Source organism: Streptomyces sp. NPDC002104, assembly GCF_053593795.1.
In genome coordinates this window covers 151,947-177,329 of the sequence record NZ_JBSFDF010000012.1, presented here as the reverse complement: position 1 = coordinate 177,329, position 25,383 = coordinate 151,947, and the positions used below count along the sequence as shown (strand labels likewise).

The window sequence follows — 25,383 nt, the reverse complement described above, 5'->3', positions numbered from 1 at the left end:
GAATGGACCCTCACCCTCCCCGGGCCCTGGACGGCGGAACTCCTGCGGCGCCGGCAGGCCGGCATCCCCGACACCGCCCGCTCGCTCGGCCGGGCCCCCTGGGTCCGTACGCATTGCTCCTGCTGCTCCCGCTACGCGTCCGAGGTGGAGCCGAGCATGGCCGAGGCCTTCTGGAGCGGGGTCAGCCCCTCGGTGGGCGCAGGGGCCGTTTCGAGCGGGCGGCAGGTGAAGCCCAGGGCGGTCAGCGCCCTGATCACCTCGCCGGCGGTGAAGTCACGGCGGTCCTGGCGGGTGACGACGGCGCCGACCTGCTTCACGGGGTAGGAACGACGTCCTATGACCACCGAGTCACCGGTGATCGGTTCGGGCTTGACGCCCTTCATCGATTCCAGGACCCCGGCCTTGGTCAGCTCGAAGGGAAAGCGGGCGATGACGAAGCGCATGCTGCCTCACAGGATGAAGAGAACCGGGCCGAGCACGTTCCGAACGGGAGCCTAAGCGGCCGTGGTGGCCGGGGACTGCCGCTGCGGTCCCCGGGCGGTCGCGGCGGTCCTGCTGCGGCGGTCCTGCGCGGGCCTGCTGCGGCGGCCGCGGGAGGCGCCGCCCGCTGCGCCCCGCGGACGGTCGCTGACGGGAGCGGTGATGACGACCGGGACGCCCGACGGTGCCTGGGCGCCGGTGATCCGGCTCAGTTCGGCCTCGCCGGAGCGCACCTGCGCGGTCTGCGGGGTGATGCCCGCGGCCTGCATGAGACGGACCATGTCGCGGCGCTGGTTGGGCAGGACCAGGGTGACGACGCTGCCGGACTCGCCGGCACGGGCGGTGCGGCCGCCGCGGTGCAGGTAGTCCTTGGGGTCGGTCGGCGGGTCCACGTTGACGACGAGGTCCAGGTTGTCGACGTGGATGCCACGGGCCGCGACGTTCGTCGCCACGAGCACGCTGACGTGCCCGGACTTGAACTGCGTGAGGGTCCGGGTCCGCTGGGGCTGCGACTTGCCGCCGTGCAGGGCCGCGGCGCGCACCCCGTTGCTCAGCAGGTGCTCGGTCAGCCGGTCCACACCGTGCTTGGTGTCCAGGAACATGATCACGCGGCCCTCGCGGGCGGCGATCTCGGTCGTGGCGGCCTGCTTGTCGAAGTTCTGCACGTGCAGGACGTGGTGCTCCATCGTGGTCACCGCACCCTGCGAGGGGTCGACGGAGTGCACGACCGGGTCGGTCAGGTAGCGGCGGACCAGCAGGTCGACGTTGCGGTCCAGCGTGGCGGAGAACAGCATCCGCTGGCCCTCGGGGCGGACCTGGTCGAGGAGCGCGGTGACCTGGGGCATGAACCCCATGTCCGCCATCTGGTCGGCCTCGTCCAGGACGGTGATCCCGACCTGGTTCAGCCGGCAGTCACCCCGCTGGATGAGGTCCTTCAGCCGGCCCGGGGTGGCGACGACCACTTCGGCCCCGGCGCGCAGCGCACCGGCCTGGCGGTGGATCGGCATGCCGCCGACCACGGTCGCGATCCTCAGCTTCACGGCGCGGGCGTAGGGCGTGAGGGCCGCGGTGACCTGCTGGGCGAGCTCACGCGTCGGTACGAGGACCAGCGCGAGCGGCTGACCCGGCTCGGCGCTCTGGCCGGCCGTACGGGCCAGCAGCGCGAGGCCGAAGGCCAGGGTCTTGCCGGAACCGGTCCGGCCGCGGCCCAGGACGTCACGGCCCACGAGGCCGTTCGGCAGGGTGGCCGCCTGGATCGGGAACGGCGTGGTCATGCCCTCACGGGTCAGCGTGGCGAGCAGCTGCGCCGGCATCGCCATGTCGGCGAACGCCTCGACGGCGGGCAGCGCGGGGACCACGGTGACCGGCAGGGCGAACTCGCCCTGCGGTGCGGCGGGACGGCGTCCGTAGCCGCCGCCACCCGAGCGCTTGGGGCCACCGGAGCGGCTGGGGGCGGAGGAGCCGTACCGGCTGCCGGAGGAACGGCTGCCGGAGCCCGAGGAGCCGCCGTAGGAGCCGTAGGAGCTGTTGGATCCACCCGTACGGGAGGACGAAGAGCGGTCATTCATGCGGGTCGTGCGGTTCATGCAGAACCTTCCTCGATACGGCGCACATCGAGGAGTTCTCGGCGGCGAAAGTCTGGCCGCACGAGGATTCACAAGAATGAGCCGGAGCATAAAAAATATGACGAAGTCGAATCGAACTTCGATCGACGTCACATTAAGGATTATCACCCTAGGTACCGGCGAAATGTGCGCCGCCTGCGGGTGGGGAGCCGTGGAGTTCATCCAACGGCCGAACGGTGGGGCGCTGGGACGGGGTTTCCCCGTCGCGCCGCGCACGCGGGCCGAAGCGGCCCGCAGATCACAAAACACAACGAGCTGGGGCCCGCACCCCAAGGTGCGGGCCCCAGCTACGCGGTTACGCGTGAACGTCAGGCGGTGACGATGTTCTCGGCGGTCGGGCCCTTCTGGCCCTGCGCGATGTCAAAGCTGACCTTCTGGCCTTCCTGAAGCTCACGGAAGCCCTGCGAGGCGATGTTCGAGTAGTGGGCGAACACGTCAGGACCGCCGCCCTCCTGCTCGATGAAGCCGAAGCCCTTTTCCGCGTTGAACCACTTCACGGTGCCATTAGCCATGTTTTTAACTCCTTCGGGGCACAGCCCGGAGGTCCGCACTGTGCGAACCTCAAGTCGCCGATGATTGCCCAGCCCGGAAAACGCCGGAAATACAAGAACACTCGCCCTGCTCCTACAAGAGGAGTGGGCAGAGGTGCTCGAAATTTTTGGGAACCACAACTGCAACTAAAACCACAGTAGCACGCCGGGGTCGGACCGGCGTGGAAATAAATCCGCCCGCGTGCGCCGGTGCAGAAATTCTCACGTGGCCGGTGTGCATTTTCCGGCCCGCACGACCCGGATTTTCAGCCGTGGTCGGAGGGCGGCCCGGGATCCCGTACAGTGGTGTTCACAACGACGCGGGGTGGAGCAGCTCGGTAGCTCGCTGGGCTCATAACCCAGAGGTCGCAGGTTCAAATCCTGTCCCCGCTACCAAAGGTCCGGCCCCCTAGACGCCCAGGCGTCTAGGGGGCCGGAGTCGTTTCCGGGGTCAGGCGGCGACGCCGCCGTCGATCACCAGGTCGGCGCCGACCACCGAGCCGGCGTCCGGCGAGGCCAGGTAGAGCACGGCCGCCGCGACCTCGGCGGTGGAGGACACCCGGCCCAGCGGCGACTCGCCCTTCATCCTCGCCGCACGCTCGGCGTCCCCCTCCCCCGGCAGCAGCGACATCGTCGTGGCGGTCGCGCCGGGGCTGACCGCGTTGATGCGGACGCCTTCGGCGATGTGGTCCAGGGCCGCGGCCCGGGTCAGGGCGGAGACGGCAGCCTTGGTGGTGAGGTAGCCGGCGGCTCCCGGGATGCGGGTGTGCGGGCCGAGGTTCGAGGAGATGTTCACGATCGCCCCGCCCGCGGGCTGGTCGCGCATGGCGGCGACCTCGGCCTGGAGGCTGAGCAGGACACCGGTGACGTTGATGTCGAGCATGCTGCGCCAGTCCTCCTCGGTGAGGTCCACGACGGGGCCGCCGCCCCGGAAGACGCCCGCGTTGTTCACGGCGACGTCGAGGCTGCCGAAGTGCTCGACGGTGCGCCGGACCAGGGCCCGTACGTCGCCGGCGCGGGTCACGTCCGCGGTCACCGCGAGCGCCTCGCCCCCCTTCTTCTCGATCAGCTCGACCGTCTCGTCGAGCGGGGCGGCGGTGCGGCCGGCCACGACCACTGCGGCCCCTTCGGCGGCGAAGGCGAGGGCGACGGCCCGGCCGATGCCGGACCCGGCTCCGGTGACGAGGACGCTCTTGCCGGTGAAACGTGCGGACATGATGGTGGATCCCCTGCTCTGTCTAGTGCGGTTGCTTGAGGCCGGTGCGGCCGGTCGCGTGATGCGGGTGCTGCTGGTTACTTGATGCGGGTGTTGAGGAAGGCCGCCGCGCCGAAGGCGAGCGCGGTGGCGGCCAGCGAGACCGTGTCGGAGCCCAGGGAGAGCACCGCCGCGAAGACGACCGTCGGGCCCAGCTCCATCGCGGTGTTCATGACCCCGCCGGCGAGTCCCGCCTGGTGCGGCTCCACCCCGTCGGTGGCGAGGACCGCGGCCCCCGCGAAGGCGGCCGCCGTGCCGATGGGCAGGAGCAGCAGGCCGGGGAGCAGGCCGAAGGCGTACGGGATCTGCGCGTCCAGGCCGGTCAAGGTCAGGAGTCCGAGTCCGGCCGCGGCGACCACGAGCCCGGCGGTGGTGACGCGGGGCGCCCCGTACCGGCCGACGAGGGGGCCGGCCACCCGGCCGGCCACGAGCAGGGCCACCGCGAAGGGGAGGAACGCGGCGGAGGTCCGCAGCGGCGACCAGCCGAGTTCCTGCTGGAGGTGGAGCGAGAGGAGGACGAAGGCCACGGTCGTTCCGGCGGCGGTGAGGCCGATGGCGGCCAGCGCCAGGGCCCGGCGGCGGTCGCGGAGGAACGTGAGCGGGAGGAGGGGGTCGCGGACCCGGCGCTCGACGAGCGGGAAGGCCACCAGGAGCACGGCCGCGGTGAGCAGGGTGACCAGGACGCTCGTCGATCCCCAGGAACGGGCGTCGGTGAGGACGAAGCCGTAGCTGACGAGGCTGATTCCGGCGGTGGCCAGCAGGGCGCCCGGCAGGTCCAGGGAGCGGCCCTCCCCCGCCGGGGTGGCGGGCAGCAGGCGGGGTGCGAGGAGCAGGGCGGCGACGGCCACCGCGACCGGAACGGCGAAGGAGAACCGCCAGCCGGCCAGGGCCGAGATCACTCCGGAGAGCAGGTTGCCCGCGGTGGCGCCGAGCACCGACAGGCCGCCCCAGGTCGCCATCGCCTTGCCGAACGCGGCGGGTTGGGGGAAGACCGCCCGCAGTACGGCCATGGCGGCCGGTGCGGTGAGCGCGGCGCCCACCCCCTGGGCGAAGCGGGCGGAGAGCAGGGTCCCGGACCCCTGGGCGAACGGTGCGGCGAGGGAGGCCACGGCGAAGACGAGCAGTCCCGCGGTGAACACCCGGCGCCCGCCGAACCGGTCGGTGAGGCGGCCTCCGAAGAGCAGGAGACCGGCGAAGCTCAGCCCGTAGGCGGCGCTGAGGAGCAGCAGCTCGTCGCGGGCCAGGGCGAGTTCGCGGCCGATCGCCGGCAGCGGCACGACCAGCGAGGTGAGCGCGAAGATCAGGGTCATCTGCACGGTGCCGAGCAGCGCGAAAGCCGGGCCCGGCGCCGGTCGGGCTTCCCTGGATCCGGACGCGGTGAGCGTCTGCGTGGTGTGTTCGGTCTGCGTGGTATGCGCGGTCTGCGTGACGGTCATTACTCCCCCTCGAAACTCAGATAATGAACTGGATCGTACATTCCAAAATGAAGCCTGAAAAGAACCTCCCCGAAGGGAGGCGCCACACGGTCGTGCGTCCGGCCAGGCGTGCGGCCGGTCAGTCGAGCAGGCTCAGGGCCTGCTCCGCCGCGGCCCGGACCCGGCCCGGGTCCTGCGAGGCCTTGCCCACGACGCGCATGCCCTGCATGAGCACCAGCAGCATGCTGGCCAGCGTGCGCGGATCGCGGTCCGCCGGCAGTTCGCCCTGGGCCTGGGCCCGGGTCAGTGCCGAATGCAGCAGGGTCTCGATGTGGTCCCAGCTCGCTTCGACCTTGCGGGCCGCTGCCGGGTCGTGCGCGCCGAGCTCCGCAGCCGTGTTGGTCACGAAGCAGCCGTTCCACCGCAGGTCGCCGGTGCTCGACTCGGCGGCGAAGCGGCGTACCACCGTCCGCACCGCCGGCAGCGCGGGTCCCGGCTGGGACAGCTCGCGCAGCAGGCCGGGGTCGTGGTGCTCGCTGTAGCGGTCCAGCGCCTTCAGGTAGAGCTCGCGCTTGTTCCCGAAGGTGGCGTACATGCTGGCCCGCCCGATGCCGAGCTGCTCGACGAGGTCCGCCATCGACGTCGCCTCGTAACCGCGCCGCCAGAACAGCTCGAGAGCCGACTGCAGCGCGGCGTCCGGATCGAATTCCTTGGTCCTGGCCACATCCCGTACTGTACGGGATACTGGAACGGTCAGTCAAGTAATCCATGTGATCCGTGCGGCTCGTTCAGATGAACCGGCTCTCCCCTCCCCCGTGGGCGCTCAGCTCGACCACCTCGACGCAGCGCCGGAGCTTGGCCTGGGCACGCGGCGAGTCCGCCGCGGGTACGACGATCTCGCACAGCGCCAGCCCGCTCGCGTCGGCGGCCCTGAAGGACAGCCTCCTGACGGACAGGTTGTTGAGGAGCGCGGAGATGCGGGTGAGCGCGTGCCCACCGTCCCGGACGGTGACGATGAGCGTGTGGCAGGCGGTGTCGCCGGTACGCACGGCGTCGTCGACGGCGGGGAGAACATCGCTGCGGGTCATGAGGTGTGGGCTCCTGTCCTGGGGCGGAGGTGCGTGGTCCCGGAAAACAAGAAGACCCCTCGCGGATGCGAGAGGTCTGCGTGCGGGCGGTGGGCTGCTGGAATCGTCTCGGTTCAGCTCCGGGCCGGCACGCCGGCGCTAATCTTCTGCTGGCGCATGCGGAAGAGTCTGGCACGCCGCCGCCGACATGTGACACCGCATCTCACGATACGGATGGCCCGCGCCACGCGGCCCAGGGGAGTGTCACCCGCGCATGCGCAGCCAGACCGTGGTGTCCCGGGGCAGTACGGGCGCGCCGTCGGTGCCGGTGGTGAGCGGGCCGCTGCCGAGCAGGACCCGGGCGCCCCGGGGAAGCGGGACCGGGCCCGCGAAGGCGGTCAGGCAGCGGAAGCCGCCGGGGCGCTCGAAGCACAGGGTGTCGGGTCCCGCGTCGACCCACTCCAGCGTCTCGGGCAGCGGCGCCAGTTCGGCGCCGCGCAGGGCGAGGGCCTCGCGGTAGAGGGTGAGGACGGAGTACGGGTCCTCCTGTTGCGCCGCCGCGCTGAGGGCGGCCCACCGCTCGGGCTGGGGCAGCCAGGGGGCGGCCGGTTCGGCCGCGGAGCCTTCGGCTGCCGGAGCCGAGAAGCCGAGGGAGGGTCCGCCGGGCTCCCACGGCAGGGGGACGCGGCAGCCGTCGCGGCCGCGGTCCGTACCGCCGGAGCGGACGAAGGTGGGGTCCTGGAGGACCTCGTCGGGCAGGTCCTGCACCTCGGGGAGGCCGAGTTCGTCGCCCTGGTAGATGTAGACCCCGCCGGGCAGGGCCAGGGAGACCAGGGCCGCGGCGCGGCCACGCCTGCGGCCGAGTACGGCGTCGCTGGGGTCGAGGAGCCGCTTGTCCCCCATGTCGAAGGAGGTGTCGGCGCGTCCGTAGCGGGTGACGTGGCGGATGGTGTCGTGGTTGGAGAGCACCCAGGTGGGCGGGGCGCCGACCGGTTCGTGCGAGGCGAGCGTGGAGTCGACGACCTTGCGCAGGGAGCCGGAGTCCCAGGGGGCGCACAGGTAGTCGAAGTTGAAGGCGGAGTGCAGTTCGTCGTGGCGCAGGTAGCGGGCGAACTGTTCGGCCTCCGGGAGCCAGACCTCTCCGATGAAGACCCGGTCGCCCGGGTAGGTGTCGAGGATCTTGCGCCAGGCGCGGTAGACGCCGTGGACGGCGTCCACGTCCTGGTAGGGCAGGTCGGTCGGGTCGGGGTTCTCGCCGACGTCGGGGAGGCCGGGCTTCTTGGCGAGGCCGTGCGCCACGTCGATGCGGAAGCCGTCGACCCCGCGGTCGAGCCAGAACCGCAGCACGTCCTCGAACTCGGCGGCGACGTCGGGGTGTTCCCAGTTCAGGTCGGGCTGTTCGGGGGCGAACATGTGCAGGTACCAGGGGCCTTGGGTGCCGTCCGCCTCGGTGATCCGGGTCCAGGCGGGGCCGCCGAAGTAGGAGTGCCAGTCGTTGGGGGGCAGTTCGCCGTGTTCCCCGCGGCCGGGAAGGAACCAGAAGCGCTCGCGCTCGGGGGATCCGGGGCCGGCGGCCAGGGCCTGGACGAACCAGGGGTGCCGGTCGGAGCAGTGGTTGGGGACGAGATCGACGATGACCCGCAGCTCGTGGCCGTGGGCCTCTTCGATGAGCCGCTCGGCCTCGGCGAGCGTGCCGAAGAGGGGGTCGATGTCGCGGTAGTCGGCCACGTCGTAGCCGGCGTCGGCCATGGGAGAGACGTACCAGGGGTTGAACCAGAGGGCGTCCACGCCGAGTTGCCGCAGGTAGGGCAGCCGGGCGCGGACTCCGGCGATGTCGCCCGTGCCGTCGCCGTTGCCGTCGGCGAAGCTGCGTATGTAGATCTGGTAGATCGCCGCGTGCCGCCACCAGGGGGAGGCTGCGGGGTGCGGGGTGCGCTGGGTCACGGGGGCTCCTGGTGGGGTGGGAGGGGTACGGGGCCCGGTCGGGCGGCGGGGTGGCTGGGTGACCGGGCCCCGGGTTCCGGGGAGGTGGTGCGGTGGTGCGGTTCCGCGGCCGGGCTACCAGCCCGAGTTGCCGGCTCCGCGGTTGACGGTGAACCCGCCGGCGAGGCTCAGCCCGCCCGAGGCGGCGTCGGTGACCGTGACCCCGCTGAAGGCGCCCGCGCCGGCCGCGTTGATCTCGATGCCGTAGCCGCCGGCCTTGGCGATCCGGGTGTTCTTCACGGTCAGGTTCCCGACGTTCTTCTGCCAGGAGACGAGCAGGCCGCTGTAGGTGCTGTCCAGGATGTCGTTGTCCTGGAGGAGTACCGGGGTGGTGATCTCCGAGGTGTCCGCGTACACCCACAGGGCGCCGAGCTTGCTCGCCCAGTTGGGCTCGTAGCCGCCGGCCCGGTCGATCGTGTTGCGCTGGACGGTCGCCGGTCCGCTGAAGGGGATGCCGAAGCGGGTGCTGACCGCGATGCCGGCGGCGCCGGTGACGGTGTCGGAGACCAGGTTGTCCTCGATCCGGTTGCCGCTTCCGCCGTAGATCGCGGCGCCGTTGGCGAGCAGCGGGAGCTGGACGGTGTTGAAGCGGAGCACGCAGTCGGTGACGGCCGTGGCCTCGGACCACATCGCGAGGGCGTCGTCGCCGGTGTTGCGGATGCTGCTCTGGGAGACCTCGCTGCCCGAGGTGCCCTTGTGCAGGTTGACCCCGTCCGCGTACGTGTCCCGGATGCGCAGGCCGGTGGCGAGCAGGCCGCGGGTCGGTGCGTCGATCCAGAGGCCGACCTTGCTGTGCTGGATCCAGAGGTTCTGCAGGGTGGAGCCGGCGCCGAAGTCCCCTTCTACGGCGGCGTCGCTGTTGGCGTCGTCGCGGTGGTCGGCCTCCCCGGTGATCGCCAGGTCCTGCACGGTGCTGGTGCCGCCGCGTCCGAAGAGTCCGCCCTTGCCGTTCTTGCCGCGCAGGGTGGTGTGCCATGCGCCGGCGCCGCGCAGGACGGCTCCGGTGAGGTTGACGGATCCCGAGAGGTCGTACGTACCGGCCGGGAGCCACAGACCCTTGCCCTGGGCGGTGGCGGTGGACAGCGCGCTGTTCAGGGCGCCGGTGTCGTCGCTGCCGTCGTTCGCGGTGACGCCGAGGGTGGTGGCGGAGACGAATCCGGTGGCGGGCATGGTGGCGGCCACCGGAGCGGACTCGGTCTCGACCAGGTCGATGGCGTAGGAGGCGGCGGTGTCCCCGGCGTCCTTCTGGAACTTCAGCACGGTGCCGGCCGGGAAATCGCCGGTGAGGGTGCGGGTCTCGTCGAAGAAGCGGTGGGCGTCGCCCTGGGAGGGGTCGTTGCCGTAGGGGTAGGCGCCGTAGACCCAGCTGTACTTCGAGGTGAGGGCGAGGTCCTTGGTGTGGGCGCCGTTGGCGTAGAGGCTGAGGGTGGCGTTGGTGCCGGTGCCGGCCGCGTTGTCCGGGATGGAGTAGCGGACGGTCAGCGCGTTGGCGGCCTTGGCCAGGGTGAACTGGACGTACTCCCCCGTCTGGTCGAGTACGACGGCCCGTCGGCCCGAGGCCTCGGAGGCCAGGGTCTTGTAGGTGCGGTCGGGGCCCGTGACGGAGGCGTTGGTGGTGCCCGCCTCGGCCTCGTAGGCGGTGTACGGGAGGCTCGCGCCGCGGGTGGCGTTCGGCGTGGAGCCGGTGACCTCGATGCCGTCGAGCTGGAGGTCGCCGCTGTCGCCCGTCTCGGTGCGCAGGGTCAGGGTGTTGAGGTGGGCCCGCAGGGGCGCGTCGGTGGTGAAGGCGGCCCAGGCGCCGGAGGTGGCGGGGAGGGTGAGCCGGCGTACGGGGGCTCCGTTGGCCGTGAGGGTGATGGTCGCGGGGGTGGCGCCCGGGGTGCGGTAGCGCACGGACACCTGCCGGGTGGCCGCGGTGGGCGCGGAGACGGAGAAGACGGCGCGGGCGCCGGTGGCGGTGAAGCCCGTGAGGTACCCGGATCCGCTGAAGCCGGCGGCGGCGGACGCGGTCACGGGGCCGCCCGAGGCGAAGGCGGCCTCGGCCTGGTGGCTGAGTGAGGCGGGCGGCGGGTCGGTGGGCGTGGTCGTCGGGGCGGTCGGGGTGATGCCGTCGAGGTTCACGTTGCCGGAGTCGGCCGTGGTGAAGGTCAGCGCGACGGTGTTGGCGCCGGCGGCCAGGGGCAGCGGCTCCTCCCGGACGGCCCAGGTGTCCCAGTTCGCGGTGGCCGGCAGGGTCACCTGACGGACCTTGACCCCGTTCGCGTACAGGCTCAGGGTCTGGGGCGAGCCCGTGCCGTTCGCGTACCGGATCGCGACCGACCCCGTACCGGCCGCGGCGGACTGCACCGCGAAGGAGACCGAGGCGGCCCCCTTGTTGCCGTCCGTGAAGCCACCGGCGTAGCCGGTCCCGGTGTAACCGGAATGCTCCGACTCGGCGCGGGCACCACCCGACAGGGCGGCCGACTCCGCCTCCAGGCCGGCCGAGGGAGTGGTGGGGCCGGCTTCGGCCGGGGCGATCTGGTCGAGGTTCACGTTGCCGGAGTCGGCGGTGGTGAAGGTCAGCGCGACGGTGTTGGCGCCCTTGGCCAGCGGGACCGCTTCCTGGCGGACGGCCCAGGTGTCCCAGTTCGCGGTGGCCGGCAGGGTCACCTGACGGACCTTGACCCCGTTGGCGTAGAGGCTCAGGGTCTGGGGCGAGCCCGTGCCGTTCGCGTACCGGATCGCGACCGACCCCGTACCGGCCGCGGCGGACTGCACCGCGAAGGAGACCGACGCGGCCCCCTTGTTGCCGTCCGTGAAGCCACCGGCGTAGCCGGTCCCGGTGTAACCGGAATGCTCCGACTCGGCGCGGGCACCACCCGACAGGGCGGCCGACTCCGCCTCCAGGGTGACGGCGGCCGCGTACGAGCCGGGGGCGAGGGCGAAGGTGAGGCCGGTGGTTGCCAGGGCGGTGAGGAGGAGTGGGGAGATGAGGCGGGCGGCTCTGGTGCGGGTTCCTCGGGAAGAAGACACGGCGGCGTGTCCTTTCTGAAGGCGCGCCCCGCGCGGGGGCGGGAGGGCGCGGTGGGGGCCGCCGCGGCGGTCCGTCGCTGCGGCGGTGTCGAGGAGGCGTGTGCCGGGGTGGGGCGGGAGGTCCGGGGTGGGGATGGTCCCCGGGGTGGGTGGCGGCGTCGGGGGGCGGCCGGGAGGGGTGACCGGGAAGGGTGACCGGGAGGGGCGACCGGGAGGGGTCAGCCCTTGAGGCTTCCCGCCGTGAGGCCGGAGATGATGTGCCGCTGGAAGAGGAGGAAGAGGACCAGCAGCGGGACGCTCGCCATGACCATGCCGGCGAGGAGCTGGTTGGCCGGCATGAACTCCGCGAGGCGGTTGAGTGCGACGGTGACCGGCTGCTTGGTCTCGTCCGGCAGGACGAGCATCGGCCAGAGGAAGTCCTTCCAGACGCCGACGACGGCGAAGATGGACACCACGGCGAGCACCGGGCGGGACAGCGGGAGGATCACCGAGACGAGGATCCGCAGCGTGCCCGCGCCGTCGATCCGGGCGGCGTCGAGCAGTTCCGCGGGGATCTGGTCGAAGAACCGCTTGAGGATGAAGACGTTGAAGGCGTTCGCCGCGGCCGGCAGCCAGATGGCGAACGGGGTGTTGATCAGGTTCACGTGGACCAGGGGAACGTCCACGACGGTCAGGTACACGGGTACGAGCAGTGCGGAGACCGGCAGCATCAAGGTGGCCAGCATCATCGCGAGCACCGCGTTGCCCAGCACCGGGCGGAGCTTGGACAGCGCGTACGCGGCGCTGACGTCGATGACCAGCTGGAAGAGCAGGGCTCCGAAGGCGAGGAGGACGGTGTTGAGGAAGTAGCCGGCGAGTCCCGTGTTCGTCCAGGCCTCGGTGTAGCTCTCGGGGTGCCAGCTGGACGGGAGCAGGGTCGGATGGGGCTCCGCCAGCTCGGCGGAGGTCTTGAGGGCGCCCGTGGTCATCCAGTAGAGCGGGAAGACGAAGGCCAGGGTGAAGCCGGTCAGGGTCGCGCCGAGGACGAAGCGGTGCAGGAACCGGCCGACGGGCCGGGTCAGTTCGGCGGGCGCGATGAGCGTGCGGGAGCGGGGTTCGGTGGCGGCCACGGGGCCCTCCTTTCAGTCCTTGGTCCGGGTCAGCCGCAGGTAGAGGCCGGCGAAGAGGCCCAGGACGACGAAGAGCAGGGTGCTCATGGCACTGGCCAGGCCGAAGTCGTTGTAGACGAAGGCGTAGCGGTAGAGCAGCAGCAGGATGGTGACGGTGGCGTCGTCGGGGCCGCCGCCGGTGAGGACGAAGGGTTCGACGAACACCTGCATCGTGCCGATGACCTGGAGCAGCAGGGTGATCAGGAGGATGAACCTGACCTGCGGGATCGTGACGTGCCAGAGGCGTTGGCGGATGGAGGCCCCGTCGAGTTCGGCCGCCTCGTAGAGCTCGCCGGGGATGCCGCCGAGGGCCGCCAGGTAGATGAGCGTCGTGGTGCCCATGTTGGCCCAGGTGGAGACGAGGACCAGGGAGATCATCGCGAGGTGTTCCGACTCCAGCCACTGCTGGGCGGGCAGGTGCAGGACGCCGAGCACGTTGTTGAAGAGGCCGGGGCCGGGATCGTAGAACCAGCGCCACAGCAGCATGGTGACGATGGGCGGGAGCATCACCGGGAGGTAGACGGTGAGCCGCAGGTACGACTGGCCGCGGCGCAGTTCGTTCAGGACGACGGCCGTGACGAACGGGGCGGCGAAGCCAAAGACGAGGGCCAGGAGCGTGAAGTAGCCGGTGTTGCGCCAGGCGGTGGCGAAGAGCGGATCGGCGAAGAGGCGGCGGAAGTTGTCCAGGCCGACCCACTCGGCCGGCTGGGCGAAGGTCACCTGCTGGAAACCCAGCAGGACGCCGCGGACGATCGGGTACCAGGCGAAGAGGGCGAAGCAGATCAGCGCGGCGGAGAGGAAGAGATAGGCGACGAGGTTCTCCCGCAGCCGGCGGGCCCGGCCCCTTGCCCGGTTCCCCTCCGTGGCTCCGGTCCGCCGGAGGTCCCCGAGCCGGCGTGCGCGCCGCGGGTTGCCGGCGCGGGGGGCCGGAGCCGCGGGGGTGGGGAGTACGGACATGTCACTTCACCGTGGCGAGGATGGTGTCGGTGCGGGCGGCGGCGTCCTTGAGCAGCTTGTCGATGTCCGCGTCCTGCTTGGTCAGGACGGACTGCATGACCCCGTCCAGGACGGTGTAGATCTGCTGCGCGTTCGGCGGCTCGACCTTGACCTCCACCTGGGGGCTGCGGTCGACGAACGGCTTGTAGTTCTCCTGCGGCACGTTGGCGTGCGCGGTGTGGATGGCCTGGATCTTCTGCTGGGCGGCGCCCGCGAAGAGGTTGGGCTGGGGCAGGCCGATCGGGACGCCGAGGCCGGAGAACTTGGTGACGTTCTCCTCCTCCCGGTCGGGGTTGAGGTACTTCCACTGGACCCACTGCAGGCCGGCCTTGATCTTCTCGGGCGTGGCCCTGGGGTTGAACATGAACCCGTCGCCGCCTCCGAGCGTGGCCGTGCCGGGGAGGGCCGCCAGGCCGAACTCCTCGTACTTGCGCTCGAACTGCTTGACGATGGTGGGGATGTTGTCGGGTCCGGCCATGTACATCCCGAGCTTGCCGGAGCCCATCATCTTCTGGACGTCGCCGATCTCCAGGAGCTGGCGGGTGCCCATGCTCTTGTCGGTCCAGCGCATGTCGTGCAGGGTGCCGAGCGCCTTGCGGCCCGCGTCGCTGTCGAACGCGGCCTTCCAGGTGCCGTTCTCCTCGGTGGCCACGTCTCCGCCCATGGAGTACAGCCAGGACGTCAGGTGCCATCCGCCCTGGTTGTTCTTGCTGTAGTCGGCGTAGCCCACCGTGTCGTCGCCGAGTCCGCTGATCTTCTTGGCGGCGGCCCGGACCTCTTCCCAGGTGGTCGGGGGCTTGTCCGGGTCGAGTCCGGCCTTGCGGAAGAGCTCGCGGTTGTAGACGAGACCCATGGAGTAGTTGCCGGTGGGCAGCCCGTAGGTCTTGCCCGCCTTGTCCTTGAACACCTTCTGGAGCTCGGGGCGTATGTCGGACAGGTAGGGGACGTCGGCGAGGTAGGGGGTGATGTCGGCGCCCTGCTTGCGCTGGATGAGACCGGCCGGGTCGGTGAAGTAGACGTAGTAGACGTCTTCGAGCTGGCCGCCGGCGAGTTTGGCCGCGAAGGTCTTGGGGTCCATCTGGCCTTCGCGGGCATGGATCTTGATCTTCGGGTGCGCCGCCTCGAACTGCTTGACCAGTTCCTCGAAGTCCTTGCGGTCGGCGGCCTGCGTGGTGGCCGGCATGCCGTTGACCGTGATCGTCACCACCCCGCCCGCCTTGTCGCCGGCCGGGTCCGGTGTTCCGCCGCAGGCGGTGAGACCGAGGCTCGCCACGAGGGCGGTGGAGAGGAACAGGGCGCGACGTCTGGTGATGCCATCCATGGGAACAGGCCTTCCGAGCGGGTCGGGCTTCGATGGCGTGACAGTAGAAGCCGTGAACGCAAGAAGTCAATAATGTTACGCAAGAGATTACGCATGGACATTCAGCTAGGTGACGGATCGTGACGGGCCGGCCGTCACGCCGATGACGGCCCCGGACACGGAAAGAGGGCCCGGCGACCGCCGGACCCTCGTTTCTCGCGTCGCGAACCCGCTCCCCCGTCAGCGCCTCGACGAGGGCCGCGTCGTGGACGAGCGGACGATGAGCTCGGTGTCGAAGAGGATCTCCGCCGACAGGCCCACGCCCGTGCGGATCTGCTCGGCCAGGAACTGCACCGCGGCCGAGGCCATGGCGGCGACGGGCTGCCGGGCCGTCGTCAGCGGAGGATCGGTGGCCACCATGAAGAGCGAGTCGTCGAAGCCCACGACGGACAGCTCGGCCGGTACGTCCAGCCCCCGCCGGCGCGCCCCGCGAATGGCGCCGAGGGCGAGGGCGTCGCTGGCGCAGACGACCGCCGTGACCCCGCACGGAAGGAGCTGGGTGATCGCCGTGGCACCGCCCTCCATCGAGAAGAGCGCGTGGGCCACGCGCGGCCGCCACTCCTGGGCCGGGACCCCGCGCCGGGCGTTGAAGGCCGCGTAACCAGCGAGTTTGCGGACCGAGGGGACATGACCCGAGGGGCCCACGATCATCCCGATCCGCTCGTGGCCGAGCGCCGACAGGTGCTCCAGCGCCTGCTCGGCGGCGCCGGCGTCGTCCACCGAGACCTGCGCGACGCCCGGGTTCTCGTCGGCCGGATTCACCAGGACGACGGGGATCCCGCGGCGGCGCAGCTCGCGCCCCTGGGCCTCGCCTATGTCGGTGTAACTGGCGCCGACGAAGACGATCCCGCCGACGTTCTGCCCGAGCAGCATGTCCACGTAGTGCGACTCCGAGACGCCGTCGGCCGTGCGCGTGCACAGCACGGGAACCAGCCCCTGGCCGTTGAGGAGTCCGGCGAGCGCTTCCGCCGCCGCGGAGAAGACGGGGTTCTGGAGGTCGGGGACCACCAGCCCGATCAGCTGGGCCCGTTCCTTGCGGAACTCGGCCGGGCGCTCGAAACCGCACACGTCCACGGCCGTCAGGACCGCCTCGCGGGTGGCGGGCGCCACGTCCCTGTTGCCGTTCAGGACGCGACTCACCGTAGTCGTGCTGACGCCGGCCATCTCGGCCACTTGGGCTAGCCTCTGGGTGCTCACGCGGTCAAGCTACCAGTCGGCTGCGCAAAAAACAGTCCCGCCGACGCAAATCCCTTGCAAGCGATGTCCTTCCTCTGCGCCCTGCCCGCCCAATGGCGCACCCCGGTCGCGACCCGGCGTGGAGGGTGATGGCCTGGGCGGGTGACCGTACGGCCGACCGGGGCCCGTACGGCCAGGGCGAGGAGACACATCGTGGCCAAGGCCTATCTGGTGGGTGCCGGCATCGCTTCCCTGTCGGCGGCTGCGCTGCTGATCAGGGAGGGCGGGTTCGCGGGCTCGGACATCACGATCCTGGAGGCCCAGGGCCGCACGGGCGGCAGCCTGGACGCCGCGGGAGACCCCGAGAACGGCTACACCATGCGCGGCGGCCGGATGTTCGAGCTGCACTTCGAGTGCACGTACGACCTGCTCCGCTCGATCCCCTCGCTGGACAACCGGGGGATCTCGGTCACCGAGGACACCTTCGCCTTCCACGAGGACTTCGCCTGGAACGACAAGGCCCGCCTCGTCGACTCCGCCGGCCTGCGGGTCGACACCCGTTCCATGGGGTTCTCCGAGCGCGACCGCCTGGACCTGGTCGCGTGCGTGGCCTCACCCGAGTCCCGGCTCGACGGCAAGCGCATCTCCGACTGCTTCACCCCCGCGTTCTTCACCACCAACTTCTGGTACATGTGGTGCACGACCTTCGCCTTCGAGCCCTGGCACTCGGCGATCGAGTTCCGGCGCTACCTCAACCGGTTCGTGCACCTCTTCAAGACCTTCGACACCATGTCGGGGATCTACCGCACCCGCTTCAACCAGTACGACTCGATCGTGCGCCCGCTCCAGAGCTGGCTGCGGAGCAACGGCGTCGCGTTCACGATGAACACCACCGTGACCGACGTGGAGCTCGCCGACGGCGAAGGCACCACCGCCACCGCCCTCGTCTGCACCCGGGAGGGCGCGCAGGTGCGGATCCCGGTCGCCGCCGAGGACCTCGTGTTCGTCACCAACGGGTCGATGACCGCGAACTCGACCCTTGGGTCCACCGACACCCCCGCCGTACTGGACACCTCCGCGCCGGACGCCTCGTGGCGCCTGTGGCAGACCCTGGCGGCCAAGCGCCCCCATCTGGGAGACCCTTCGGTCTTCGACTCCTCCGTCTCGGACTCCACCTGGGGCTCCTTCACCGTCACCACCCAGGACCCCACCTTCTTCAAGGCCATGGAGGAGTTCTCCGGCAGCGAGGCCGGCAAGGGCGGTCTGATCACCTTCAAGGACTCCGGCTGGCTGCTGACCATCGTCCTCAACCACCAGCCGCACTTCCACGAGCAGCCCGAGGGCACCTACGTCTGGTGGGGGTACGCCCTCTTCCCGGACAAGGCCGGCGACCACGTGGGCAAGACGATGGCCGAGTGCACGGGCCGCGAGATCCTCACCGAGGTGCTCGGGCACCTGCGCCTCGCGCAGAGCGAGCAGATCCTGGAGTCCTCGGTCGTCGTTCCGGCCCTGATGCCGTACATCACCAGCCAGTTCCTGGTCCGCAAGGCCGGCGACCGGCCGGAGGTGGTCCCGGAGGGCTCGACCAACCTGGCCTTCATCGGCCAGTACGCCGAGGTCCCCGACGACGTGGTGTTCACCGTCGAGTACTCGGTGCGCACCGCGTGGACCGCCGTGGCCCGGCTGCTGCACCTGGACCGGCAGCCGCCGCCGGTCCACAAGGGCGGCCACGACCCCAAGGTGCTCCTCGAAGCCCTGCACACGATGCACCGCCACTGAGCCGCGGTCGGGTACCGTACGCCCCTCGACGACAGAGAGGTGCGGACATCGTGACCCGAATCCCGGACGTGGGCGATGTGGTGGGCGATTTCTCGCTCCCGGGCGGCCAGCTCGGCGAGGACGCCTTCACCCGCGGGCAGTACGCACTCGGCGAGCAGCGCGGGAACCCGGTCGTTCTCGCCTTCTACCCCGGCGACAACACCCCGGTCTGCACGACGCAGTTGTGCTCCTACTCCGACGGGCTGGAGGCGCTCTCGGCGTGCGGCGCCCAGGTCTGGGGCATCAGCCCGCAGGACGTGGACAGCCACGAGTCCTTCGCCCGGGACCGGGGCCTGCGGATTCCGCTGCTCGCCGACACCGACCGCGCGGTCGCGCGTGCCTTCGGCATCGCGGCTCCGGTGATCGGCCTGCGGCGCTCCGTCTTCATCGTCGCGCCGGACGGCACCCTGCACTGGAAGCACGTCGGGACCCTGGGCATGAGGTTCCCCTCCGCCGACACCATCGCGGAACAGCTCGCCGGTGTGACCACCGGCTGACGCGCCGGACGCCCGGCAGCGCCCCGGGGAAGGGTGAGGGGCGCGGGAGGTTCATGAGGCCGCCTCGGCCGCGGGCATGAGGCGGCCGACCGAGTTGACCATCTGACGGCGGCTGAGCAGGCGGCCGCCGACGGCCATCACCCGGTTGAGGGCGCCGGAGATCACGCTGGGGCCCGGGTTCCTGCGGTCGAGCGCCGCCAGCGCCGTGCGGACGACCTCCTCGCACGTCTGGACCCGGGTGCCGCCGCCCACCTCGGTGGTCCCGATCACGTCGAAGAACTCGGTCTTCGTCGCGCCGGGCGAGAGCGCCATCACCCGCAGGCCCGTGCCCTGGGATTCGTGCCAGAGCGCCTCGGTGAAGCTCAGCACGAAGGCCTTGGTCGCTCCGTAGACGGCCATCCGCGGAATCGGCTGGTAGGCAGCCATGCTCGCGACATTGACGAGGACGCCCTTGCCGTGGGCGCGCAGCGGGCCGATGAAGGCGCGGCTGATGTCGACCACCGCGCCCACGTTGACGGCGAGTTCCTGGCGCAGCCGTTCGGGATCCTCCTGGTGGAGCGGGCCGAAGGTGCCGAAGCCTGCGTTGTTGACCAGGCTCGTGACCGTGATGCCGCGCCCCTCCAGCTCTTCGAGGAGCGCGTCGCCGATCCGTTCCGCGCCGAGGTCCATCGGGACGGCCGTGGCCTCGATGCCGTACTGCGCCGAGAGTTCGGCGGCCAGCCGCTCCAGGCGGTCGGCGCGGCGGGCGACCAGGACGAGGCCGGATCCGCGGGCGGCCAGCCGGCGGGCGAACTCCTCGCCGAGACCGGAGCTGGCGCCCGTGATCAGCGTGGTCTGGCCCCGGTAGTCGACCGCGTTCATGTCCCGTCTCCCCTGCGCGTGGTGGCGTACCTCCCGTATCGGGCCACCGTACGCGCCGGGTCCCCGGCCGTCCGGCGCGGGCCGGACGAACGGGGACCGCGGAACTGCCCGTGATCAGTTGTTGGAGCCCACCGTGTTGTTGAGGCCCGCGTTGAACACGTCGTCGGCGGCGAACTGCAGCCAGTCGCCGAAGACGATGGTGTACGACTTCTCGGACGGGGCGTTGACGGTCACGTCGGCGGAGGCGGCGGAGGCGCCGGCGAGGACGATGACACCGGCGGCGACCAGGGAGAGCGCGGAGCGGACGGAACGCATGGATGCACCTTTTCTACGGGTTCGAGTGGGAGCAGTGAGCACCATCGAACCTAAAGAGGCGCCGCGCTTCTGTCCCGACGCAGGGCCGTGACCGGCCGAGAGCCAGCCGATCGGACGAACGGGAGCCGGTGCGGCCGGTCCGGCCGGTCCGGCCCGTCTAGCGGGCGCGGGGGGCGCGGGCCGCGCCCGAGGCGAGGGCCTCGCCGACGAGGCGGATGGCGCGGGCCAGCCGGGAGAGCTGCTGGAGCTCGGCGGCGTACATCCTGATCGAGGTCTCGATGACCCCTTCGGTCACCCCGAGGGAGGGGAGCTGGGCCCGGCCGGTTTCCAGGGCCACCTGTACGACCCGCATCTCGTGCTGGACCTGCAGCTGGGCGTGGCGCGCGAGGAGTACGGGGCTCCGGGTCAGGGTCGCGTAGCCGGCGTAGCGGGCCGGCAGGAGATCGCGCAGCCAGCGGGTGGCCGTGCGTTCCCAGTCGTGGTTCCCGGGCCTCTTGACCTCGCGGGGCCAGTCCTGACTGCGGGGGGTGAGAGCCGTCTGAGACATTCTTGCCGCTTCCACGAGGTGTCGAACGCCGATGGAGAACGTATGGCGCGGCCTCGGCCCAGGGGTTGGCCGAGGCCGCAGAGGCGCTGCGGGATCCGAAAGCCGGACGGGACACCAGGCGTCACGTGAGGAGGAGAAACGTCACGTCGGGTGTCTGTTCAAGGAGGGTGTGGGGACACCTTCCTCGGCATCGCGACGGATGACCGCGCCGCCCATCAGTAAACATATATACCGTTGAGTAGGCAAGGGTATGAAAATATTCATGTGTGAGGGTGGTGTGAATATGGCACCTCATGCCACTTCATGAGCCTTCGCGGATCCCTGGCGGACCCCCGGCGGAGCCCTGGCGGATCCTTCGCGGACCTAGAGGAAGAAGCCGTGCTGGTCCGCGGCCTGCTCGTAGCTTTCGAGCCGGGCCTGCGTCCGCTCGGGGTCCGCGTCCGCCATCGCCTGGAGCAGCGCCGCGGACAGGACGCCCGGCGCCGCGTAGGAATCGAAGACCAGCCGGGATCCCGTGCCGGCCGTCAGCGCCACATCCGCCTCGTCCACCAGCGGCCCCAGCGTCCGGTCCGTGATCAGCGCGATCCGCAGCCCCGCTCCGCGGGCCACCCGCAGCGCCGCCAGGGTCTCCTTGGCGTGGCGGGGCATCGCGAAGGCCAGGACCCAGCTGCCGCCCGCGGCCCGGGCCTGCAGCAGGGCGTCGGAGGCGACGCTGCCGCCCCCGGTGACCAGGCGTACGTCGGGATGGATCCGGCGGGCCGCGTACGCGAAGTACTCCGCCAGCGAGACCGAGATCCGCAGCCCGAGGACCGTCAGCGGCACGGACCGGGCCAGCTCGCGCCCGATGTCGAGCACCTGGTCGGTGTCGGCGAGCAGCCGGCGGACGGTGCGCAGGTTCTCGATCTCCGCGTCGACGGCCGCCTGCAGTTCGTTGCGCCGGGTCCGTTCGGGACTGTCGGGGGCGCCGGCCACCGCGCTGAGGGCGATCGGCTGGAGCACCTCGCGCAGGGCCGGGTACCCGCTGAAACCGAGGGCGGCGGCGAAGCGGGTCACGGAGGGCTGGCTCACGCCGGCGCGTTCCGCGAGTTCGGTGATCGAGAGGAACGCCGCCTCGGTCAGGTGGTCGACGAGGTACTGGGCGATCCGGCGCTGGCCCGGCGAGAGCGGGTGCCCGTCGAACAGCGCCCGGACCCGGTCGGCCGGGGCCCGCTCGTGGTCGACCGGCTGGCCGCCCGGCGTGATCGCTGCCGCCTGTGCGCGCGCCTGCTGCCCCGATGACACCGGCGGTCCTCCCTCTCGTACCACTCCGTGATCCCAACATAGCTCACGGCATCCGGCTGACCAGCGCGCTTCCCCGCCCGGCCGGCCGCGCTCACCTCCGCTCCGAGGGCCGCGGCGGCGTTCGCGGCACCCCTGGACGCGCATCTGCTCCGCGGCGGCGCCGTCTACTGAGTGGGCGTCAGCAGTGCTGTACGGGCTGCCCCGTTGTGAGCCGGTACGGGGCCCGGCCGTCGAGGAGCAGCACCACGAGGGCCCGCAGCGGCTGGCTCAGCGGAACGAACGCGCCGCCGGCGCCGGGTGGGCCGGCGCCGGGTTCCACCCGTACGCCGTGCAGGGCCAGCCGGCTGCCGGTGCTCGCGTACTGGGCCGGGGTGAGCCGGTAGCCGCAGGGCGGGTCGGCGAGGATCTCCCCCGACCCCGCGGGAGCGTTGTCCGCGCCGCCCAGCGGGACCGGGCCCAGCGCGCTCCCGGCTGTCCGGCGTGCGCCCTCCGAGGCCGCCGCCAGGGGGCCCGTACGCGTGGAGGCGTAGACGAACAGGCCACTGAGGGCCGCCAGTTGGGAGCCGACCCGGCGGCGGTGATGGAGGGACGGGTCGGCCCGCTCGGCGTCCCCGGCCGCGCCCGCGCGTGCTTCGACGCGGCTTTCGATCAGCAGCGCGACCGCGTGCTTGACGCCCGCCGTGTTGCGCAAGATCCGCTCCTGGCCGTCGCCGGCGGACTGCCCGGCCGGGGCTCCTGTCACGGGGTCGGTGCGGATGCCGTAGGTCCCGGTGGAATGGCCGGCCGCGTGCGCCGCCGCGCGTACGTAGGCGTCGGACAGGAGGCGGGACTGGGCGTACACCGCCGGGTCGGTGTTGAGGTTGCGCGGCCAGAGGTCGAAGAGGTCCTTGTCGTACGTTCCGGGCGTCGCCCGGTACTCGTGCAGGTCGTACACGAGGTGCGGCCGGTGGTCGCGCAGCACGGCGGCCATCGCCCGCGCCTCGGGCGAGGTCAGGGCCATGTGGTCGCGGTTGATGTCGGTGCCCCGGGCGTTGGCGCGGGTGCCGGCCGCCCGCCCGTCCGGGTTGGCCGTCGGGATCACCAGCAGGGTGACCGCCCCCAGGAGGCGCAGGGCCGCCGCGTCCCGGGTGCGGGCGAGGTCCCTCACGGTGCTCAGGCACGCCTCGCGGCCCGCCGGTTCGTCCCCGTGCTGGCTGCACACCAGCAGGACGGTGACGGGGCCCCGGCCCAGGCTCACCAGTCGCATCGGGCGGCCCCGCACGGTCGTTCCGATGGTCCGGACGGTGGCGCGCCCACCGGGCCGGCCGATCGCGCGGAGCAGCTCCCGCTCCTGGGACTCGCTGGTCCAGTGCGCGCCGTCCGAGGCCTCGAACCCGGTACGCGGCGGCCCGTCGGCCGCGCGCACCGGGCCGGAGGCCAGGGCCGCCACGAGTACGGCCGCCAGGGCAGCGGCGAGCGCGGACGGGCCGCGCGCCGTCGTCTTCTCGGTCACGCCCCGGTTGTAGCGGGACGGGGACCCCTTCCGCAGGGATCCGCGCCCGAACTCACCCGGGTGGCCGGGCGAGTTCCTCCGGTACGGTTCCCCGGCCCGGCTACGGCTGTTCGGCCAGCCCCTCCGGCAGACGGCCGGTGTGGAGCACCCCCAGGGTCTGGGTCGCGCGCGTCAGGGCGACGTAGAGATCGCTGGGCTCGTGGTCCGCCGGCTCCACGACGATCACCGTGTCGAACTCCAGGCCCTTGGCCTGCCGCGGAGCGAGCAGGACCACCGGATGGGTGAGGTCGGGCTCCTCCCCCGCCCGGACGCCCGGCAGCGCGGCCGCCAGGGCCTCGTGCAGCGGGCGCGGGGCGATGACCGCGAGGCGGCCCTCGGCCGGGGCGCCCTCCCGTACCGCGTCGGCGACCGCCGCGGCCAGGTCGCCGGTCCGCGTCACCCAGGGGCGGCGTCCCGTGGAACGCACCGAGCGCGGCGGCTCGAAGCCGGGGTGGCGGGCCCTGAGCACGGCGGCCGCGAGCTCCATGATCTCGGCGGGCGTACGGTAGTTGACGGCGAGGCGTACGAGCTCCCAGCGGTCCTCCACGTAGGGCTCCAGGATCTGCTGCCAGGAACCGCAGCCCGCCTCGTCGCCGGTCTGGGCCGGATCGCCCACGAGCGTCATGGAACGGGTCGGGCAGCGCCTCATGAGCAGGCGCCAGGCCATGGCGGACAGCTCCTGCGCCTCGTCCACGATCACGTGCCCGAAGGCCCACGTGCGGTCGGCGGCGGCCCGTTCGGCGGCGCTGCGGTGGTCGGCCTCCTCCTGCCGCTCGGCCATCCGCTCGGCGTCGATGATGTCGTGGGCCGCGAGGAACTCGTTCTCCATGTCCTCGAACTCGTAGGAGTCCGAACCGGCCGAGAGGTCCAGGACTCCCTGCGCGTACGCGACGCGTTCGAGGCGCTCGCGCTCCTCGGCGGCGCGCTGCGCGGTGTCGTCGACTCCGAGCAGCTCGGCGGCCTCGTCGAGGAGGGGGACGTCGGCCGGGGTCCAGTCCGCCTCGCCCGTCGTCGTACGGCGGATCAGCGCGGCCTCCCGCTCGGGGAGGTGGGTGGGCTCGGCGAGGAAGTCGGCGATCAGCTGCCGCGGGGTGAGCGGGGGCCAGAGCGTGTCGATCGCGGCGTGCACCTCGGCGCTGGTCGCGATCTCCTTGCCGAGCTGGGCGATGTCGTCGGGGCCGAGCAGGTTGGGGCCGCCGTAGGGGTCGGCGCCGAGCCGGTCGGCGAGCTGTTCGGTGAGCGCGTCGATGATCCGGAAGGCGAAGTAGGGGCGCGCCAGGTTGTGCGGCAGTCCGGTGGCGCGGGCCCGGTCCCGGGCCTCGTGGGCCATGGTCCGGTCGAGCAGCAGCGTCCCGTAGTCGTCGTGGTCGATCACCAGGGCCGGTTCGGGGACCACGTCGGCGTCCTCCCCGCTGCCCGCGGGCACGGTCTCCGGCAGGGCTTGCCGGTCGCTCACGACGCGGGCGAGGATCGCGGCCATCTCGGCGCGCCCCTTGACGGCGGCGGCGCCGGGGCGGTCGGCGGCGCTCGCGCGCACGCCGGGGAACAGCTCGCCCGGGGTGGCGAGCAGGACCCCGGTCTCGCCGAGGGCCGGGAGGACCTCGCCGATGTAGCCGAGGAAGGCCGGGTTGGGCCCGACGATCAGCACGCCGCGCTTGGCGAGCAGTTCGCGGTGCGCGTAGAGCAGGTAGGCGGCCCGGTGCAGGGCCACGGCGGTCTTTCCGGTGCCCGGGCCGCCCTCCACCACCAGGATGCCGCGGTGGGTGGAGCGGATGATGCGGTCCTGCTCGGCCTGGATGGTCCGCACGATGTCGTGCATCCGGCCGGTCCGGGCGGCGTCGAGCGCGGAGAGCAGCACCGCGTCCGCGTCGGCCCCCTCGTGGCCGGTGCGGGCGGTGTCGGCGAGGTCGAGGATCTCGTCGTGCAGGGCCGTGACCTCGCGGCCCCGGGTGGTGATGTGGCGGCGGCGGCGCAGCCCCATGGGGGAATGGCCGGTCGCGAGGTAGAACGGGCGTGCCGCATCGGCCCGCCAATCGAGTACGAGAGGGGTGCGCTCCGCGTCGTCCTGCCTGATTCCGATGCGGCCGATGTGGTGGTCGGAGCCGTCGGAGAACTCCAGACGGCCGAAACACAGACCGGTTTCTCCCGAGTTCAGGGCGGAAAGCAGACCGGACTGTTCGGCGACCACGATGTCCCGTTCCAGTCGCGCCTGGAACCCGCTGCCGGCCTCGCCGAGCGCGCCCTGAACGGCACGTTCGGCCTGTTCGCGCAGGGCATCGAGGCGTGCGTAGAGATCCGTGATGAATTGCTGTTCATTCCGGAATTCTTCGGTTGACAATTCCACTCCTGACGCGGTAAGCTGTCCTCATAAACTTCTTCACGTCTCGGTTCCACCTCGATGTGAAACGTCAAATATACGCAGACAAACACCCCGGCCGTCAAACGGTCCGGGGTGTTTTTGCGTCGTGCCGATAGTCGTGCCGATA

General features: G+C 71.5%; 22 protein-coding genes and 1 tRNA gene. 4 read left to right on the top strand and 19 right to left on the bottom strand.

Going from position 1 to position 25,383, the window contains the following annotated elements; translation table 11 throughout:
* Window positions 1-131 precede the first annotated feature (131 nt).
* From ACWCP2_RS14010 to ACWCP2_RS14000, 3 genes are all read right to left on the bottom strand, one after another.
* Window positions 132-443: an SCO5918 family protein gene (locus tag ACWCP2_RS14010; RefSeq protein WP_450908808.1), complete on the bottom strand. Its 312-nt coding sequence runs from the start codon at window positions 441-443 to the stop codon at window positions 132-134.
* 51 nt (window positions 444-494) lie between these two features.
* Complete coding sequence (locus tag ACWCP2_RS14005) at window positions 495-2,066, bottom strand: DEAD/DEAH box helicase (RefSeq protein WP_450908807.1); 1,572 nt, start codon at window positions 2,064-2,066, stop codon at window positions 495-497.
* A gap of 347 nt (window positions 2,067-2,413) precedes the next feature.
* Window positions 2,414-2,617 (bottom strand): cold-shock protein, encoded by a 204-nt coding sequence (locus ACWCP2_RS14000; protein ID WP_053678014.1) that lies wholly within the window; start codon window positions 2,615-2,617, stop codon window positions 2,414-2,416.
* Window positions 2,618-2,954: 337 nt separating this feature from the next.
* On the opposite strand from ACWCP2_RS14000, the gene ACWCP2_RS13995 reads away from it, so the two are divergent.
* Window positions 2,955-3,031, top strand: a tRNA-Met gene (locus ACWCP2_RS13995).
* 55 nt (window positions 3,032-3,086) lie between these two features.
* Here the strand turns inward: ACWCP2_RS13995 and ACWCP2_RS13990 are convergent.
* From ACWCP2_RS13990 to ACWCP2_RS13945, 10 genes are all read right to left on the bottom strand, one after another.
* Window positions 3,087-3,851: an SDR family NAD(P)-dependent oxidoreductase gene (locus ACWCP2_RS13990; protein ID WP_450908806.1), complete on the bottom strand. Its 765-nt coding sequence runs from the start codon at window positions 3,849-3,851 to the stop codon at window positions 3,087-3,089.
* 77 nt (window positions 3,852-3,928) lie between these two features.
* Window positions 3,929-5,326, bottom strand: coding sequence for an MFS transporter (locus tag ACWCP2_RS13985; RefSeq protein ID WP_450908805.1), 1,398 nt, complete (start codon window positions 5,324-5,326; stop codon window positions 3,929-3,931).
* A 118-nt stretch (window positions 5,327-5,444) separates the two neighbouring features.
* Complete coding sequence (locus ACWCP2_RS13980) at window positions 5,445-6,029, bottom strand: TetR/AcrR family transcriptional regulator (protein WP_450908804.1); 585 nt, start codon at window positions 6,027-6,029, stop codon at window positions 5,445-5,447.
* Window positions 6,030-6,093: 64 nt separating this feature from the next.
* Entirely contained in the window at window positions 6,094-6,393 is a 300-nt protein-coding gene (locus ACWCP2_RS13975) for a hypothetical protein (RefSeq protein ID WP_450908803.1), read from the bottom strand.
* Window positions 6,394-6,636: 243 nt separating this feature from the next.
* Window positions 6,637-8,316: a glycoside hydrolase family 13 protein gene (locus ACWCP2_RS13970; RefSeq protein ID WP_450908802.1), complete on the bottom strand. Its 1,680-nt coding sequence runs from the start codon at window positions 8,314-8,316 to the stop codon at window positions 6,637-6,639.
* A 114-nt stretch (window positions 8,317-8,430) separates the two neighbouring features.
* Window positions 8,431-11,367 (bottom strand): carbohydrate-binding protein, encoded by a 2,937-nt coding sequence (locus ACWCP2_RS13965; protein ID WP_450908801.1) that lies wholly within the window; start codon window positions 11,365-11,367, stop codon window positions 8,431-8,433.
* 218 nt (window positions 11,368-11,585) lie between these two features.
* Window positions 11,586-12,476, bottom strand: a complete 891-nt coding sequence (locus tag ACWCP2_RS13960) for a carbohydrate ABC transporter permease (protein ID WP_450908800.1) — start codon at window positions 12,474-12,476, stop codon at window positions 11,586-11,588.
* 12 nt (window positions 12,477-12,488) lie between these two features.
* The gene (locus tag ACWCP2_RS13955) at window positions 12,489-13,472 is read right to left on the bottom strand and encodes a carbohydrate ABC transporter permease (protein ID WP_450908799.1); all 984 of its coding nucleotides are present in this window, start codon (window positions 13,470-13,472) and stop codon (window positions 12,489-12,491) included.
* A gap of 1 nt (window position 13,473) precedes the next feature.
* Window positions 13,474-14,832, bottom strand: coding sequence for an ABC transporter substrate-binding protein (locus ACWCP2_RS13950; protein ID WP_450908798.1), 1,359 nt, complete (start codon window positions 14,830-14,832; stop codon window positions 13,474-13,476).
* 219 nt (window positions 14,833-15,051) lie between these two features.
* Entirely contained in the window at window positions 15,052-16,035 is a 984-nt protein-coding gene (locus tag ACWCP2_RS13945; protein ID WP_450908822.1) for a LacI family DNA-binding transcriptional regulator, read from the bottom strand.
* 222 nt (window positions 16,036-16,257) lie between these two features.
* Here ACWCP2_RS13945 and ACWCP2_RS13940 point away from each other — a divergent pair, with 222 nt between their 5' ends.
* Complete coding sequence (locus tag ACWCP2_RS13940) at window positions 16,258-17,826, top strand: oleate hydratase (protein WP_450908821.1); 1,569 nt, start codon at window positions 16,258-16,260, stop codon at window positions 17,824-17,826.
* A gap of 50 nt (window positions 17,827-17,876) precedes the next feature.
* Entirely contained in the window at window positions 17,877-18,362 is a 486-nt protein-coding gene (locus ACWCP2_RS13935) for a peroxiredoxin (RefSeq protein ID WP_450908797.1), read from the top strand.
* A 51-nt stretch (window positions 18,363-18,413) separates the two neighbouring features.
* Here the strand turns inward: ACWCP2_RS13935 and ACWCP2_RS13930 are convergent, their stop codons facing one another.
* The 6 genes from ACWCP2_RS13930 to ACWCP2_RS13905 all read right to left on the bottom strand — a co-directional run bounded on the left by ACWCP2_RS13930 (window position 18,414) and on the right by ACWCP2_RS13905 (window position 24,878).
* On the bottom strand, window positions 18,414-19,223 hold the full coding sequence (locus ACWCP2_RS13930) for an SDR family NAD(P)-dependent oxidoreductase (RefSeq protein ID WP_450908796.1): 810 nt from the start codon (window positions 19,221-19,223) through the stop codon (window positions 18,414-18,416).
* 114 nt (window positions 19,224-19,337) lie between these two features.
* A complete protein-coding gene (locus ACWCP2_RS13925) occupies window positions 19,338-19,538 on the bottom strand; it encodes a hypothetical protein (protein WP_450908795.1) in 201 nt (66 codons plus the stop codon).
* A 157-nt stretch (window positions 19,539-19,695) separates the two neighbouring features.
* Window positions 19,696-20,085 (bottom strand): hypothetical protein, encoded by a 390-nt coding sequence (locus tag ACWCP2_RS13920; protein ID WP_450908794.1) that lies wholly within the window; start codon window positions 20,083-20,085, stop codon window positions 19,696-19,698.
* A 363-nt stretch (window positions 20,086-20,448) separates the two neighbouring features.
* Window positions 20,449-21,366 carry a MurR/RpiR family transcriptional regulator gene (locus tag ACWCP2_RS13915; RefSeq protein WP_450908793.1) on the bottom strand — a complete coding sequence of 306 codons (918 nt, stop codon included), beginning with the start codon at window positions 21,364-21,366 and terminating at the stop codon, window positions 20,449-20,451.
* 178 nt (window positions 21,367-21,544) lie between these two features.
* On the bottom strand, window positions 21,545-22,858 hold the full coding sequence (locus ACWCP2_RS13910; protein ID WP_450908792.1) for a M14 family metallopeptidase: 1,314 nt from the start codon (window positions 22,856-22,858) through the stop codon (window positions 21,545-21,547).
* Between the two features lie 100 nt (window positions 22,859-22,958).
* On the bottom strand, window positions 22,959-24,878 hold the full coding sequence (locus ACWCP2_RS13905) for a HelD family protein (protein ID WP_450908791.1): 1,920 nt from the start codon (window positions 24,876-24,878) through the stop codon (window positions 22,959-22,961).
* A gap of 6 nt (window positions 24,879-24,884) precedes the next feature.
* On the opposite strand from ACWCP2_RS13905, the gene ACWCP2_RS13900 reads away from it, so the two are divergent.
* On the top strand, window positions 24,885-25,232 hold the full coding sequence (locus ACWCP2_RS13900; protein WP_450908790.1) for a hypothetical protein: 348 nt from the start codon (window positions 24,885-24,887) through the stop codon (window positions 25,230-25,232).
* The last annotated feature ends 151 nt before the right edge of the window (window positions 25,233-25,383 follow it).